Source organism: Pseudobutyrivibrio sp. AR14 (assembly GCF_900101325.1).
In the GTDB taxonomy this organism is placed as follows: domain Bacteria; phylum Bacillota; class Clostridia; order Lachnospirales; family Lachnospiraceae; genus Pseudobutyrivibrio.
The window spans coordinates 113,497-129,955 of sequence record NZ_FMUY01000007.1 but is presented as its reverse complement, the minus strand read 5'-3'; the positions used below and the strand labels follow the sequence as shown (position 1 = coordinate 129,955).

Genomic DNA, 16,459 nt, shown 5'->3' with positions numbered 1-16,459 from the left:
AGCCTTAATTTTTTATCTAATTATTTAACGTTGAAAGCATCCATTCCTGGATAATCTGCTGCAGCACCAAGCTGCTCTTCGATACGAAGAAGCTGGTTGTACTTTGCAACACGCTCTGTTCTAGATGGAGCACCAGTCTTAATCTGGCATGTGTTAAGTGCTACTGCAAGATCAGCGATTGTTGTATCCTCTGTCTCGCCTGAACGGTGAGAAGAAATAGCTGTGTAACCAGCCTTGTGAGCCATCTTGATAGCCTCAAGAGTCTCTGAAACTGAACCGATCTGGTTGAGCTTGATAAGGATTGAGTTACCGCAACCATTTGCAATACCCTTTGAAAGACGCTCTGTGTTTGTAACGAATAAATCGTCACCAACAAGCTGTACCTTATCACCAATCTTAGCTGTCATCTTCTTCCAGCCTTCCCAATCCTCTTCATCAAGACCATCCTCGATAGAAATGATTGGATACTTGTCAACAAGTGCTGCCCAGTGATCGATAAGCTCATCTGTTGTGAAGTCCTTACCAGACTTTGGCTGATGATAGAAGCCCTTACCCTTTTCTGACTTCCACTCGCTTGATGCAGCATCCATAGCAATCATAAAGTCCTTACCTGGCTCGAAACCTGCAGCCTTGATAGCCTTTAAGATTGTCTCAATAGCTTCATCATCATTCTTAAGTGAGTTAGGTGCGAAACCACCCTCATCACCTACTGCTGTAACGTCTCCCATCTCCTTGAGAATAGCCTTAAGAGCATGGAAAACTTCTGCACACCAACGTAAGCACTCGCTAAATGAAGGAGCGCCAACTGGCATAATCATAAATTCCTGTGTATCAACAGCGCTATCTGCATGAGCACCACCATTTAAAATGTTCATCATTGGTACTGGAAGCTTTGTTCCCTGAATACCACCTAAAAATTTATAAAGAGGAATCTCAAGTGATGTTGCTGCTGCACGACAACATGCGATTGAAGTTGCAAGGATAGCATTTGCGCCAAAGTTTGACTTATCCTTTGTGCCGTCAGCCTTAATCATAGCTGCATCGATAGCATAAATATCTGATGCATCCATTCCGCAAATTACATCAGCAATTGGTCCATTAATATTTGCAACTGCCTTTTTTACACCCTTACCTAAATATCTGCCTTTATCTCCATCGCGAAGCTCCAAAGCCTCAAACTCACCAGTAGAAGCACCTGAAGGAGCCATACCCCGGCCTACAGTACCATCAACAAGTGTAACCTCACATTCAACAGTTGGATTTCCTCTTGAATCAAGAATCTCTCTACCAATTACCTTTTCAATCTCTAAGTAATCCATAAAATCCTTCCTTTCACTATAAAATTATTTTTAGTTATCTATTCAATCTCTTTAAAGAGCGAATAAATCTAGAGAAGAAGAGCTCCTACACATTGCAGGAAGTAGCAATTCCTGCAAGTGCAATCATGTGAGTAGCAATCACACAAATAATTATTATTTGAAAATAATAAAAAGGAGCTCTGCAATGATTTACACATAGTTAGCATATTCTAACTATAAGTAGACTAGCAGAACTCCTTTGAATTCGCAATAACTATAAACCTTCAGTAAATGAGAATTTTTCTCGTTAATTTTTGCCCTTAAGAAGAGGTCTAAGTGGCTGATAAATAAGTACTGTAATAATTGCTGAGATGAGACCCTTTACAAATGTAAATGGTACGTTGAAGAATAATAAGCACTGCTCGATTGATTTAATCTCAGCAAATGGAGCAACTGCCTGATATGCTCCTATAATAACATCTTTTGGCATGAAATTATAGTATACAGGATATACGATAAAGAGATTTGATGGGAAGCTGATTGCAGCCATTAAAAAAGCGCCAACAAATGCACCTAAAATCGCATTCTTCTTTGTCTTCTTTCTGTAATAAATAAGACCAGCTGGCAAAACAAAGGCTACGCCTAAGATAAAGTTTGAAAGCTCGCCTACACCACCTGTTGTTGTCATAAATAAATGAAGAAGATTCTTGATCAAGCAAACTACTACGCCATAAACTGGGCCAAGTGCAAATGATGCCATAAGAGCTGGAAGCTCTGACACATCAAGCTTGATGAAATTTGGAACAAATGGAACTGCTGTATCCAAAAACATCAATACAAAGGCAATAGCCGAAAGCATAGCTGTTACTGTCATACTCCTAACATTTACTTTATTGTTGTTGATCTTAACTGTTTCTGTTGTGTCCATAGCACACCTCCTAAATATATCTCTAGGAATCTCCATTGGATTAACAAATAAAAAAGCCCTGATAAAATCAGGGCCTATACTCAAAAATAAATGTATTACTTTATTTATCCTCTCCCATCCAGACTATACTGTCGGTACTGGAATCACACCAGTTCAGTCCCTAAGGACTCGCGGACTATACCGCCGGTCAGGAATTGAAAGCCTAAGCCTTCGCACCTTGCCCTGAAGATTTCCTATTTAATTCTACAATACTATACTACATTGTGCGCAATTAATCAATCATTTATTTAACTCCGCAGAATTCGTATCCGGCGCCCTCTACGGCTGCCTTAAGGTCTGCCTCTGATACCTCAGCAGATGTCTTAAGTGTTACGAGATTTGCCTCGTGATTAGCAACTGCCTCCTCTACTCCAGAGATTTTCTCAAGTGCTTCCTTTACGTGTGCCTCGCAGTGCTGGCACATCATTCCCTTTACTGTGATTTCCATTTTGTTATTGTCCTCCTTAATTAATAATGGTTCATGACCAAGTGAATTTTTAAGTGGTCTGTCATTTCCTTTATTGAATGGATCAAAAAGATTCAGTCTCAGTGCATTTGTAACTACGCAAAAGCTTGATAAGCTCATGGCAGCTGCTCCAAACATAGGATTCAGCGTCCATCCAAATGCATGGATATAGGCTCCTGCTGCAAGTGGAATTCCTATTATGTTGTAGAAAAATGCCCAGAATAGATTCTCATGAATGTTCCTTAGTGTGGCACGGCTAAGCCTGATGGCTGCCACCACATCTGAAATTCTGCTTTTCATAAGTACCACATCCGCTGCATCTATTGCCACATCAGTACCTGCGCCTATTGCTATTCCCATGTCAGCTCTGGTAAGGGCTGGAGCGTCATTTATTCCATCACCTACCATAGCCACCTTGCCAAACTTCTGAAGCTTCTTGATAACAGCTTCCTTGCCATCTGGCTTCACACCGGCGATGACCTCATCTACGCCCACATCCTCAGCAATTGTCCTTGCTGTCCGCTCATTGTCTCCAGTGAGCATTACCACGTGGATGCCAAGATTTTTAAGCTCCTTGATGGCAACATCCGAATCTTCCTTTATAACATCTGCAACAGAGATGATTCCAAGGAATCCATTTTCCTGTGCAAAGAAAAGTGGTGTCTCACCCTTTTCAGAAAGCTCCTCAGCAAGGCTCTTAGCATAGTCTGGTATCTGAACATTTTCAGAAACAAACTGGTAATTGCCTCCGTATACCATCTGTCCATCAAGCTTTGCCATAAGGCCATTTCCTGAAACAGTCTTAAAATCTGTAACCTCCGCCGGCTCCTCTGAAAGCTCAAGACCGTACTCTACTATTGCCTTTGCAAGTGGGTGCTCTGATTTGTTTTCAATGGCAAAAGCCGCTCTAAGCAAATCGATATCTTCCACACCCTCTGCCTCGAAAAATCCGATAACCTTTGGCTCGCCCTTTGTAATTGTGCCTGTCTTATCCAGGGCAACTATCTGAATCTTGCCAGTCTCCTCAAGGGATACTGCCGTCTTAAACATGATTCCATGGCGGGCTCCCATTCCATTTCCTACCATGATTGCAACGGGAGTTGCCAGTCCTAAGGCACATGGACAACTGATTACAAGTACAGAAATTGCTCTCGCAAGTGCATAGCCAAATGTCTGGCCAACAAGCATCCATATAATAAATGTAACAATCGCAATAGCAATCACTACTGGGACAAAAACTCCTGATACCTTATCTGCTATCTTGGCAATAGGAGCCTTTGTGGCTGCTGCATCGCTGACCATCTGAATAATCTGAGACAATGTAGTGTCTCGTCCTACTCTAGTGGCCTCACATACCATATAGCCGCTTTCATTTGTGGTGGCAGCTGAAATAGTATCTCCTACATTTTTATCAACTGGGATACTCTCGCCTGTGAGAGCTGATTCATTAACAGCACCATTTCCCTCTACCACTATTCCATCAACTGGAATATTCTCTCCAGCTCGTACTGCAAATCTATCTCCAATTTTAACCTGCTCTATAGGAACAAGCTGCTCCTTGCCATCTCGTATTACAGTTGCAGTCTTTGGAGCAAGCTTCATCAAGTCCTTCAGGGCATCTGTGGTGCGCCCCTTGGAAATGGACTCCAAAAGCTTTCCAACTGTGATAAGGGTAAGAATCATAGCTGCTGACTCAAAATAAAAGTCATTCATAAGAGCCATTACCCTATCCCCATCACCAGCCAGCTGGGCAAGTGTCATGGCATACACCGCATAAACACTGTAGATAAATGATGCGGCTGAACCTAGGGCTACAAGGGTATCCATATTAGGAGCTCTGTGAATAAGTCCCCTAAATCCACTGATGAAAAACTTTTGATTGACCACCATGATGGCTGCTGACAAAAGCATCTCGTAAATGCCCATACCAATATGATTGCCATCCATAAATCCTGGCAGTGGCCAATCCCACAACATATGACCCATGCTCACATATAAAAGAGGAATCAGTAAAATCACTGATACTATAAGCCTCTTTTTGATAACTGGAGTCTCCTTGTCTTTTAACTCCTCTTCATAATTAGGAATGGAAGAACTGCCCTGACCATCCCTTGTACCAGCCTCATTCTTTAAGCTGGCGCCGTATCCTGCATCCTCTATCGCCTTAATAATAGCAGCTGAATCTGCACTTCCCTCAACTCCCATTGAGTTAGTAAGCAGGCTGACAGAGCAACTTTCAACACCTGGCACAGCTGAAACTGCCTTTTCCACCCTAGCCTGGCAGGCAGCGCAACTCATACCTGTTACATTATATTTTTCCATATTAATAACCTCTATACACCGGACTATTATTTCATAAGCTTCTGAAGAGTCACTACAAGCTCATCAATAATCTCATCATTGCCCTCACGGATATTATCCGCTACGCATGACTTCATATGATTAGCCAGCAAAACCTTGTTAAAGCTATTTAATGCGGAAGTAATAGCAGAGACCTGAACTAGAATATCTGTACAATACACATCATTCTCCAGCATGTTCTCCACGCCGCGAACCTGTCCCTCAATCCTCTTGAGACGATTCATCAAGTCCTTTTTCTCTTTTGCATCTCTGTCCTTGTGCTTGCCACTGCAGCATTCACAAGTTACTTCCTCTATCTCATTCTTATTTCCCATATTTACTCCTTTGCTATACCCCTACAGGGTATCCTTACATCTGCATAATATACCCTCTAGGGGTATATGTCAAGTTTTCCTTTTCAAAACCCCAGCAATAGGTATTTCCTAGATTGAACAAAAAAATAAGGCAGCCTTAGCCGCCTTATTTTAATAAAGGTAGAATTATTCGTATTTAAACTTGTTAACTTCGCTAGCAAGCTCGTCTGAAATGTTAAGGTTCTCTCCTGCCTCGTCGCTGATCGTTGCAAGGTTTGTTGCAACCTCTGCTGTTGCATTAGATACATTAGAGATACCCTTTACAGTTTCCTCAAGAGCTCTGTTTATGTTGTCAATTGTACTCTTGATTTCAGCCATGCCCTTGTTGATTTCATTACTGTCAACTGCGAACTCTTCCATTGCAGATGCTACAGTCTGGATGTCGTCTTGGTAAGTGCCTGTCATGTGCTCTACACCCTCACGACCTGAAGCATTGGCTTCCATAAATGCATTTGCAAGTGAGTTTGCTTTTTCAGAAAGGTCATCTACGCTGGCAATAACTCCGTTGGAGATTTCCTGGATGCCGCTGGCTGTCTCTTTTGAGTTGTCGGCAAGCTGTCTGATTTCGTCAGCAACAACTGCGAATCCCTTTCCTGCCTCACCGGCACGTGCTGCCTCGATGGAAGCATTAAGTGCAAGCAAGTTGGTCTGAGCTGCAATATTTAAAATCTCATCAGTCAAATCAGCTATCTTTTCAACTTCTTTTGCTGTCTTCATACTTTCTTGAAGCTGTTCGATTACAACATTTGCCTCTGTGTCTGCCTCATCTCTCTGCTTCATAGATTCCTGTCTCAAGCCCTCAACCTTGTGGAGAATCTGCTCTGTAGAATCAGCCTGATCATTTGCCTTTACATGCACATCATTAACCTTGCTTGTGATGTCGTTAATTCTGTCTACTACCTGCTGCAATGATGCTGCAATCTCCTCGGCAGAAGCGGACATTTCTTGCATAGTAGATGAAACATCATTGATTTCATCATTAGTATGATTAATGCTGTTTCCAACATTTTTCGAAATAGAGCTAAGTCGTCCTGAATTGTTGCCAAGCATTCCCATTACATTCTGAAGCACTCCAACAAACTCGTTAATAGAATTTCCAATCTGGGCCGTCTCATCATTACCACGAACTTTTACTCTATTTGTCAAATCTCCGTTGCCGGAATTGATACTGTCAATAATGTCATTGATTGCCTTGTTTGTATCTTTAAGCGGTTTGATAATAGTAAATGTAACGATAAATACTACAATAACGCTTATTACTAGCGCTATAAGCATTATGACAAGTCCAATATTTCCGATGGCAGCCCTTGCTGCATTAAATGCCTCGTCATGCAGTGATACTTCTATAACAAAATTATCTGTAACCACATAACCTGAGTAACTCAAAAGTCCTGTGACAGGGTCAATAAATTCAATAACGCCCTGTTTACTTGCTATCATTCCCTGCCAAGCCTCAGGTCCTGTTTCTGCCACATTAAAGTTGAGAATAATCTCTTGATTGTTTGAAATAACAGTAACACCATCAAGATTGAATCCGATAACCTCATAATTGAAATCATCAAGAATAATCTGAGACATTACTCCAAGATCAATTGAGGCATTGATAACACCTATAGGCTTGCCTGTGTCTGGGTCATTAATAGCATAAGCTATGACATAGCAAGGACGTCCCGATACTGGAGAAACATTTATTCCAAAGTATGAGCCATCTGCGATACATGCCTTGAAGAAATCTTCATCTGCGCATGAATGAAGTGTTGTATTATCAAGACAATCAGCAAATCCCATGGAACCTATGCAAATAAATAAGTTCTCATAAAGGTTGCCTGAATCAGCCTGGTTCTGTGCCAATATGCCAGCCCATCTTTTTGCTGCAGCTGCATATTCGTCATCTACTACAGCTTCTACTGGCTCTTCTGCAGGTTCTTCTACAACTTCCTCTGCAGGCTGTTCCTCTGCAGTTTCCTCTTCTGCTGGTTCTTCATTAGCCAAATCTCTTGTAGGTGCTTCCTGCTCATCAGCTTCTGGTTCTGTTGCCTCAGAATTTTCTTCCTCTACTGCCTCCTCAGCTTCCGGCTCTGTAGCTTCTTCTACTGCAGGCTCTTCCTCAGCAGTTTCTACTTCTGCAGCTTCTTCCTCCTCCGCTACAGCTTCTGGCTCCTGCTCTTCTTCTGCTGGTGCTTCCGCAACTGCTGCACCCCCTATAGGAAATTGTTCGTTATACTTTTGCGCCAATTCTATTAAATCTTGGCTAGCAGCCATTGTATGAATAACTTGCTTTTGGTCTGCTACATAAGTGTCAAGAATTTCTCCCTTAAGCACAGCCAATTCCTCAAGCTTTTCCTTACTAGACTCCACCAAATTGTTTGATGCAGTCTTAGTAATCAGCAAAGTTGTGGTGAGCATAGAAGCTACTAAAATCGCAACTGTCATCACAAGTATCTTGGCTGTAATAGTAATTTTAGGACCCTTACGAACCTTATTTTTTGCCATGATTACACCCCTCCGTAATACATAATCTACATTAACTCTAGTATAAACCCCTATATTTCAGAGTTTGTGAAATAAATAAGAAAATTTTCGCAAGAAAAAAAGACTCTGCTGTGAAGCAGAGCCTAAAAATAAAAAGAAATTATTAATTTTGTCCGTAGTATGCGTTAGCACCATGCTTTCTATTGAAATGCTTATCCCTGATGCAATCAGGAGCTGGTGCAACCTGTGGGTTAACCTGCTCTGTAAAGAGTGCCATCTTAGCAACCTCCTCAAGAACAACTGCATTGTAAACCGCCTGGTCTGCATCCTTGCCCCAAGTAAATGGGCCATGGTTTTTGCAAATTACACCTGGCACGTATTTTGTATTAATGCCTCTCTCCTCAAATGTCTCGATGATAACCTTACCAGTATTTACCTCGTATGCTGCATCGATTTCCTCTGGAGTGAGATTTCTTGTGCAAGGAATTGTTCCGCAGAAATAATCTGCATGTGTTGTGCCATAAAGAGGAATATCTCTTCCTGCCTGAGCCCATGCTACTGCATAAGTAGAATGAGTATGTACAACACCACCAATTTCTGGATACTGCTTGTAGAGCTCTACATGAGTAGCTGTATCTGAGCTAGGTCTGTACTTGCCCTCAACAACCTCTCCATCAAGATTTACAAGTACCATATCCTCTGGCTTTAAATCCTCATACTCAACGCCTGATGGCTTGATAGCAAAAATACCTGACTCTCTATCAATACCTGAAACATTGCCCCAAGTATAGGTAACCAATCCGCGCTTAGGCAATTCCATGTTTGCCTCATACACCTGTTTCTTTAATTCTTCTAACATTTCCTTCTCCTCTTTCGATTCTATCTCCAGTTGTCTACGGCAGCCGCCTCAGCCTTAAGAGCCTTTTTGTATTCAGCTGTCCACTCGTCGTAGCCCTTGACCATAACTGGATCTGGCTCCATTGTTGTAGACTCCTGTCCAGCAAATACTTTTTCATCCAAGTAGCTCTGGAACTTCTGTGACTTGTCATCGCGGATGCAGTAGTTGGCAAGAACTGCCATACCCCAAGCGCCGCCTTCACCAGCTGTAGCCATTACAGTAATAGGTGCATTTAAAGCAGCTGCAAGAACTGACTGTCCAACGCCCTTTGTCTTAAAGAATCCGCCGTGACCTGTGATAGATTTAATCTTTACCTTTTCTTCCTTGAGAAGAATGTCATTACCAATCTTAAGTACTCCAAGAGCTCCGTAAAGATTTGAGCGCATGAAGTTTGCAAGTGTAAATTTAGCGTCTGGCTTTCTCACAATCATAGGACGTCCTTCATTGACTCCTACAACTGGCTCGCCGCCAAAATAGTTATATGAAAGTACACCGCCGCAATTAGCATCTTCTGTAAGAGCCTTGCGATAAAGTGTGCCATAAATGTCATTCATAGAAATATCAATGTCGAATGCATCTGCAAATTCCTTGAATATTCCAATCCATGAATTCAAATCTGATGTACAGTTGTTGCAGTGAACCATGGCAACCGCCTCACCTGTTGGTGTTGTAACCATATCGATTTCCTCGTATGGCTTAGAAAGAGGCTTATCAAGAACTACCATTGAGAACACTGATGTGCCAGCAGAAACATTACCTGTTCCAACAGAAACAGCGTTTGTAGCAACCATACCTGTACCTGCGTCACCTTCTGGTGGAGCAAGTGGGCATCCTGGCTCAAGCTCTCCTGTAGGATCAAGAAGCTTTGCACCCTCTGCTGTAAGTGTACCTGCATCATCACCTGCAACTAATACCTCTGGCATCAAATCTTCTACTTTTGTAGTAATGCCATGTGCTGCTGCAAGTTTATTAAATTTCTCAAGCATAGCCTTGTCATACTGACAAGTTGCTGAATCAATAGGAAACATTCCAGATGCTTCGCCAACACCTGCTACCTTTTTTCCTGTCATCTTATAGTGAACATAGCAAGCAAGTGTCATGAAGTATGCCACGTTTTGAACATGTGGCTCTTTGTTTAAAATACACTGATAATAGTGTGAAATGCTCCAGCGCTGTGGCATGTTAAAATTGAGCTCCTTTGAAAGCTCTGCTGCAGCCTGGCCTGTAATTGTATTTCTCCATGTTCTAAATGGAACAAGCAAATTGTCATCCTTGTCAAATGCAAGATAACCATGCATCATTGCAGAAAAACCAATTGCACCAATCTTCTTAAGCTTTACATCATACTTGCTGAAAACATCCTGCTTAAGCTTTGCGTAGCAATCCTGTACACCTGCCCATACCTCCTCTAAAGGATATGTCCAGATGCCATTATCCAAATGGTTCTCCCACTCATGGTCACCCTGAGCAAGGACCTTATTATCGCCATCAACAAGGACAGCCTTGATTCTTGTAGAACCAAACTCAATACCTAAAGCTGTGCCAGTACCTTCGGCAATTATCTCGTTAATATTCATAAATTATTACCCCCAATACATTACTTCTCTACACGTTTACCTCTCGCTGGTCACGGTCTCAATCCTAAGATATTGCTCCGCTCGACTAACACGTCTCGCTGCGCAACACTTAGAGATTGATACCTACCAGCTATTTGTAGTGTATATAATTTCATTGGCGGCCACTCAACCTTGGCAAGCGCGAGCAGGGTGCTGAATGTCCAGTGGACATTCGCCCAGCACCGACCGTAGTGGAACGGAGACGGCCCCATGCCAAGACTTTGTGCCGCGTTTATTAATGGCGGCCACACAACTTGGAAATAGCTTGTAAGTAACAAGCGAGCCTCAACCTGCGATGCCGCCACTTTTTTATTCACCGAAAACTGCTATGTAGTCCTTCTGGAACTTTTCGATACCTGCAGTTGTGAGAGGATGATTAATCATTGTTTCGATTACAGAGTATGGAACTGTTGCAATGTGAGCACCAGCAAGTGCGCAATCTGTTACGTGAATTGGATTACGAACTGATGCAGCAATGATTTCTGTATCGTATCCATAGATGTCAAAGATCTCAGCGATGTCACGGATAAGATCGATACCTGCCATGTTGATGTCATCAAGTCTTCCAAGGAATGGTGAAACATATGTAGCACCAGCATTTGCAGCAAGAATAGCCTGGTTAGCTGAGAAGATAAGTGTAACATTTGTCTTGATGCCTTCTGCAGAAAGTACCTTTACAGCCTTAAGACCTTCTGCTGTCATAGGAATCTTTACTACCATGTTTGGATGCATAGCTGCAATCTCACGGCCTTCCTTAATCATGCCTTCTGCGTCAACTGTTGTAGCCTTAACCTCACCTGAGATAGGTCCATCAACGATAGAAGCAATTTCCTTAAGGATCTCTTCCTGGCTACGTCCACCCTCTTTTGCAATAAGTGAAGGGTTTGTAGTAACACCGCAGATTACTCCAAGATCATTTGCCTTCTTAATGTCCTCAATTTTTCCAGTATCAACGAATAACTTCATTTTCTTTTTCTCCTTCTAAATATCTTGCTGGTAAATACCAGTTTTAATAGTTATTCATGGTCGACCAAACCGCCCCATGTTAACTACAATTGTAAATCTTTTTGTTATGCCATTCTATAAAAATAATGTCCATCTTATGGCACAATTTTTACATTAACTCAGCAACTTCAGGCGTATTTTCCCTATTTCTTGTATACAAGATTTCCAAGAGCTAAATCACGTTTGAAGTCACGAATCTTTGTGTCCTTATCAATATAAACTGCCTCGATACCCATAGCAGCTGCCCAGTCACCCATCTGCTCAGCAGTAAGGTCATAAGTAAATGCTGTATGGTGAGCGCCACCTGCAAGAAGCCAAGCCTCTGTACCTGTGTAGAAATCAGGCTGTGGTGTCCAGAAGTTGATAGCTGTAGGAAGCTTTGGAAGTGGCTTCTCAACCTTCTTGCAATCAACATCCTGAATGATGAGACGGAATCTGTCGCCTAAATCGATGAGGGATGTAGCAATACCCTTGCCAGTCTTTGACTGGAATACAAGACGAGCTGGATCCTCACGGTCACCCATTGAAAGTGGCTGGCACTTAATCTGGATAGGACCTTCTGAAATAGTTGGGCAAATCTCAAGCATGTGAGCCTGGATAATACCTTCCTTACCCTTTACAAGGTTGTATGTGTAATCCTCAAGCATTGAAGTACCCTTTGCGTCCTTCATGCCTGTAGTCATAATCTTCATAAGGCGAACCATTGCAGCAACCTTCCAGTCACCCTCTGCGCCAAAGCCGTAACCCTTTTCCATAAGTCTCTGGATAGCAAGACCAGGAAGCTGCTTAAGTGCACCAAGGTCACCAAAGTGAGTTACGATTGCCTGATAGTTTTTCTCCTCAAGGAATCTCTCGAATCCGATTTCAATCTGAGCCTGAACAGCTACATGCTTCTTGAATTCCTCTGGGTCTCTGCCCTCAAGGCAGATATCGTACTTGCTGTAATACTCATCAACAAGTGCATTTACATCTGACTGAGAAACTGCATCAACTGCCTCAGCGATTTCATTTACAGGATAAGCATCAACTTCCCAACCGAACTTAAGCTGAGCCTCTACCTTGTCGCCTTCTGTAACAGCAACATTTCTCATGTTGTCTGCAACTCTCATTACACGGATGTGGCTTGACTCTACAATACCGATTGCTGTGCGCATCCATGAACCAAGCTTCTCCTGAACCTCAGCATCCTGCCAGTAACCTACGATTGTCTTTCTCTCGATACCCATTCTTGAAAGAATATGAGCATACTCTCTATCGCCGTGAGCTGCCTGATTCTCATTCATGAAATCCATATCCATTGTCTCGTATGGAATCTCACGATTGTACTGAGTATGTAAATGGCAAAGTGGCTTTCTAAGCTCCTGATGTCCTAAAATCCATGACTTTGCAGGTGAGAATGTGTGCATCCATGTGATAACACCTGCGCAAGTTGGATCATTGTTAGCCTCGTTAAATGTGCGTCTGATTACCTCGTTTGTAATCATTGTTGGTTTCCATACTACCTCAAATGGAAGCTTGCCTGACTTGTTTAAGCACTCAACAATTTCCTTTGAATGTGCTGCAACATGTGAAAGGCACTCATCTCCGTAAAGGTCTTGAGAACCAGTACAGAACCAAAACTTGTAGTTAAGCTGTGTCTTCATAAAATTACCCTCCGTTAAATCCTTCTCTGTTCCCAGCATGGCTTAGACCGCCAATCCCGATACATTTATCACCGAGAACAACAACTTGTATATAAAAAATAATACAACTTGTACACATATAGATACAAGTTGTATTTATCTTTTAAAAATATACTGTTTTTATAGGATTTATGCTCGTGTACAAGTCTAAAAACACATATACAAGTTTGATTCAAATGAGCAATTCTTGCTTTTTATCCAATGGGAGCACCTACAATGTGCTGGTCCTCTCCACCAGCTCTGGCATAAGAAGCACCTGGGCATCCTTTCTGCTTAATGTCCCATCAATAAGTCCAAGCAGGGTCTCAGCCGCCTTTTTACCAAGCTCCTCCTGAGGATGGGCAACTGTGGTAATCCCCCTGCTCTGGGCAAGCAGTGAATTGTCAAATCCAGTTACTGAAATATCATGAGGAACACTTCTTCCTGCAACAGAAAGTCCCTTTATTACATCAGCGGCAATCTCGTCATTGTAACAAACTACCGCATGGCAGCTCCTGCCATTTTCAAATATTCTAAGGAGTCCCTCCAGTGGCTTTTGCCCCTTGTCCTTGGTGTGATACCAAATCACCATATCAGGGTCATATGCAATGCCTGCTTCCTGCAGAGCCTTCACATAACCCTTGTGTCTAAGTATCCCCTGGGTGTCATCTGCCTTGAAAATGCCTGCCACTTTCCTGTGACCAAGCTGTATAAGATGCTCTGTTATCAGTCGGCCGCCCTCTACATCGTCAAGCATTACATGGGGTCTATCCATCATAGCCTCATAGCACCCCTGGATAAACACATAGGGAATTCCCATGGCATCCATCTGGTCATAAAGCACTTGATGCTGACAGCTGATAGCACTCTGACTAGGCTCGATTATCATGCCATCAATATTTTTAGAAAGGAGCTCCTCCATGCACCAGGCCTCGCCCTTTCTGGAATTGTTGGTTGTCTTAAGCAGGATACTGTAGCCATTATCATTTAACACCTGATTGATTCCCTGGATAACCCTTGGAAAAATATAATCAGACATGTAGGTGGTTACCACCGCAATATTTTTGGTACCGCTCCTCTTATGAATACGCTCAGCCACAAAAGTGCCGCTGCCATGTCTTGCATAAAGCAAGCCCTCCTCAGTAAGCTTACTGATAGCCTTTCTAACAGTCTGCCTGCTGGCACCGAACTTTTCAGCTAATTCATTTTCCGAAGGAATCTTCTGCCCTGGCGCATATTTGCCAGAGTTAATCCCCTTTTTTATATCCTTAATTATCAGTTCATTTTTTGATGAAACCACAATTATTCCCCCGCGTATATAGTCTGAAACCATTCTAACATAATAAATCCAATTTTCCTAAGCACCATTAATCCTACCAGCATAAAAAAAGGACCCTGCCGAAGCAAGGTCCTAAATAAGTCTCTATAAAATTAGAAATCTGTAAGTGTAGCAGCACGTCTCTCAAGGAATGCGCCCATGCCCTCTGCCTTATCGTGTGTAGAACATGTGATACCGAAGAGATTAGCCTCCATCTCAACTGCGTTCTTGATGTCCATGTCATAACCGTTGTTGATAGCCGCCTTAGCGATAGATACTGCATAGCTACCCTTAGAAGCGATCTTCTTAGCCATAGCCTTAGCTGTGTCCATAAGCTCCTCACAAGGAACAACCTTGTTAACAAGACCGATTCTGTATGCCTCGTTAGCATCGATAGAATCACATGTGAAGATAAGCTCCTTAGCGCGTCCCATACCTACGAGACGAGCAAGTCTCTGTGTACCGCCGAATCCTGGAATGATACCAAGACCACACTCTGGCTGACCAAATGTAGCATTCTCAGATGCAATACGGATGTCGCAAGCCATAGAAATCTCGCAACCACCGCCAAGAGCAAATCCGTTAACTGCACAGATTGTAACCTGTCTCATGTTCATGAGCTTGAAGAAAGGAACTGATGCTCTCATACCAAAAGCACGTGCCTCTGCTGCTGTAAAGTTAACCATCTCTGAAATATCAGCACCTGCAACAAATGACTTAAATGCATTATCTTTCTTGTCTGGGCCGCCTGTAAGGATAAGTACCTTTACATCGTCTCTAGCCTCGATTTCTGTTAATGCAACGTTTAACTCATCAAGAGTCTCGCTGTTAAGTGCGTTAAGTGCTGCTGGACGTGAAATTGTAAGAACAGCAATCTCATCAGCAACCTCAAGCTTTAAATTGTTGAATTCGCTCATAGTAATCCTCCTCTTTTTGGGGTCATACCCAACTTTTTTCTCATGTTATCTATAATAGTCTATTGTTAAAACTTTGTCAATCCTAATTATGGCGCTCCCCTCACCTAGATTTCCCATGAGATTTACCAATTCAACATATTACCTAACAACAAAATTTCCTGTAAAACCCCTGCCAGCTTTACAGCTTTGCAGCTGCCTCCTCGTCACAAATGATTGTTACATCAGGATGTGTCTGGAGAACTGAACCTGGAACCTCAGTGGAAACCGGACCATTTATTACTTTGGCCAAAGCGTCAGCCTTCTTAGCTCCATTTACCACAAGAAGGATTTTCTTTGCACCCATTATTGTATTAACCCCCATAGAATATGCCTGTCTTGGCACATCCTCTATTCTCTCAAAAAGACGTGAATTTGCGTGAATTGTGCTCTCTGTCAAATCGACTACGTGTGTTCTCACCTTAAATGGAGTGCCTGGCTCGTTAAAACCGATATGTCCATTTTCTCCAAGGCCAAGCAACTGTAAATCAATTCCTCCTAGAGATTTGATAACCTCCTCATATCTTGCGCACTCAGCGTTATCATTCACCGCCATTCCATTTGGAATATTGATATTTGCAGGATTTATATCAACCTTTGAAAAGAGATTGTCATTCATATAATAGTGGTAGCTATTTTCGTTTAATTCATTGAGCCCCTTATACTCATCTAAATTCACAGTGCGAATCTCTTTAAATGAAATAGCCCCTGCCTTGTATTTTTCAACCAGTAATTTATAGATTCCAATAGGAGAGGAACCTGTAGCAAGGCCTAGAACGCTATTTTGCTTTTCTTTTATCTGATCTGAGATTATCTCAGCAGCCTGTTTGCTCACTGCATCATAATCTTTTACTACATATATTTTCATTTCCAAAACTCCTCACTATTTTTTCAATAAGCTTATTCTTAGCACATTATATTGGGGTCAAAAGTTTGGCGTCAATTAAACCAAAGACTTCTGAAACGCCTTTCAAAAAAATAGTCAATAAATCATTTTTGATGTTAGTACTTTCATAAACTTGGTAAAACATTGAGAAATTTCACAGCTTTTACCTATAATATAAAATATAGATGTCACGGAATTATGGTAA

General features: G+C 42.1%; 12 protein-coding genes and 1 riboswitch. All 12 genes read right to left on the bottom strand.

The window, feature by feature from the left end:
• Positions 1 to 20: 20 nt before the first annotated feature.
• The 12 genes from eno to nagB all read right to left on the bottom strand — a co-directional run bounded on the left by eno (position 21) and on the right by nagB (position 16,236).
• Complete coding sequence (gene eno / locus BLP50_RS08340) at positions 21 to 1,319, bottom strand: phosphopyruvate hydratase (RefSeq protein WP_090153627.1); 1,299 nt, start codon at positions 1,317 to 1,319, stop codon at positions 21 to 23.
• Between the two features lie 286 nt (positions 1,320 to 1,605).
• Positions 1,606 to 2,226: an ECF transporter S component gene (locus tag BLP50_RS08335; RefSeq protein WP_090153625.1), complete on the bottom strand. Its 621-nt coding sequence runs from the start codon at positions 2,224 to 2,226 to the stop codon at positions 1,606 to 1,608.
• Positions 2,227 to 2,328: 102 nt separating this feature from the next.
• A riboswitch (FMN riboswitch) is annotated at positions 2,329 to 2,460 on the bottom strand.
• Positions 2,461 to 2,509: 49 nt separating this feature from the next.
• Positions 2,510 to 5,053, bottom strand: coding sequence for a heavy metal translocating P-type ATPase (locus BLP50_RS08330; protein WP_090153622.1), 2,544 nt, complete (start codon positions 5,051 to 5,053; stop codon positions 2,510 to 2,512).
• 26 nt (positions 5,054 to 5,079) lie between these two features.
• Positions 5,080 to 5,406, bottom strand: a complete 327-nt coding sequence (locus tag BLP50_RS08325; RefSeq protein ID WP_090153621.1) for a metal-sensing transcriptional repressor — start codon at positions 5,404 to 5,406, stop codon at positions 5,080 to 5,082.
• A gap of 165 nt (positions 5,407 to 5,571) precedes the next feature.
• Positions 5,572 to 7,938 carry a methyl-accepting chemotaxis protein gene (locus tag BLP50_RS08320; RefSeq protein WP_090153619.1) on the bottom strand — a complete coding sequence of 789 codons (2,367 nt, stop codon included), beginning with the start codon at positions 7,936 to 7,938 and terminating at the stop codon, positions 5,572 to 5,574.
• 142 nt (positions 7,939 to 8,080) lie between these two features.
• Positions 8,081 to 8,776, bottom strand: a complete 696-nt coding sequence (locus BLP50_RS08315) for an L-ribulose-5-phosphate 4-epimerase (protein WP_090153616.1) — start codon at positions 8,774 to 8,776, stop codon at positions 8,081 to 8,083.
• 20 nt (positions 8,777 to 8,796) lie between these two features.
• A complete protein-coding gene (locus tag BLP50_RS08310; protein ID WP_090153614.1) occupies positions 8,797 to 10,392 on the bottom strand; it encodes a xylulokinase in 1,596 nt (531 codons plus the stop codon).
• Positions 10,393 to 10,740: 348 nt separating this feature from the next.
• Positions 10,741 to 11,397 carry a fructose-6-phosphate aldolase gene (fsa, locus tag BLP50_RS08300; protein WP_090153609.1) on the bottom strand — a complete coding sequence of 219 codons (657 nt, stop codon included), beginning with the start codon at positions 11,395 to 11,397 and terminating at the stop codon, positions 10,741 to 10,743.
• A 182-nt stretch (positions 11,398 to 11,579) separates the two neighbouring features.
• Positions 11,580 to 13,079, bottom strand: a complete 1,500-nt coding sequence (araA, locus tag BLP50_RS08295; protein ID WP_090153719.1) for an L-arabinose isomerase — start codon at positions 13,077 to 13,079, stop codon at positions 11,580 to 11,582.
• Between the two features lie 250 nt (positions 13,080 to 13,329).
• Positions 13,330 to 14,397 carry a GntR family transcriptional regulator gene (locus BLP50_RS08290; protein WP_242869245.1) on the bottom strand — a complete coding sequence of 356 codons (1,068 nt, stop codon included), beginning with the start codon at positions 14,395 to 14,397 and terminating at the stop codon, positions 13,330 to 13,332.
• 131 nt (positions 14,398 to 14,528) lie between these two features.
• Complete coding sequence (locus BLP50_RS08285) at positions 14,529 to 15,332, bottom strand: enoyl-CoA hydratase-related protein (RefSeq protein WP_090153605.1); 804 nt, start codon at positions 15,330 to 15,332, stop codon at positions 14,529 to 14,531.
• A gap of 178 nt (positions 15,333 to 15,510) precedes the next feature.
• Positions 15,511 to 16,236, bottom strand: coding sequence for a glucosamine-6-phosphate deaminase (gene nagB / locus BLP50_RS08280; protein WP_090153603.1), 726 nt, complete (start codon positions 16,234 to 16,236; stop codon positions 15,511 to 15,513).
• Positions 16,237 to 16,459 lie beyond the last annotated feature (223 nt).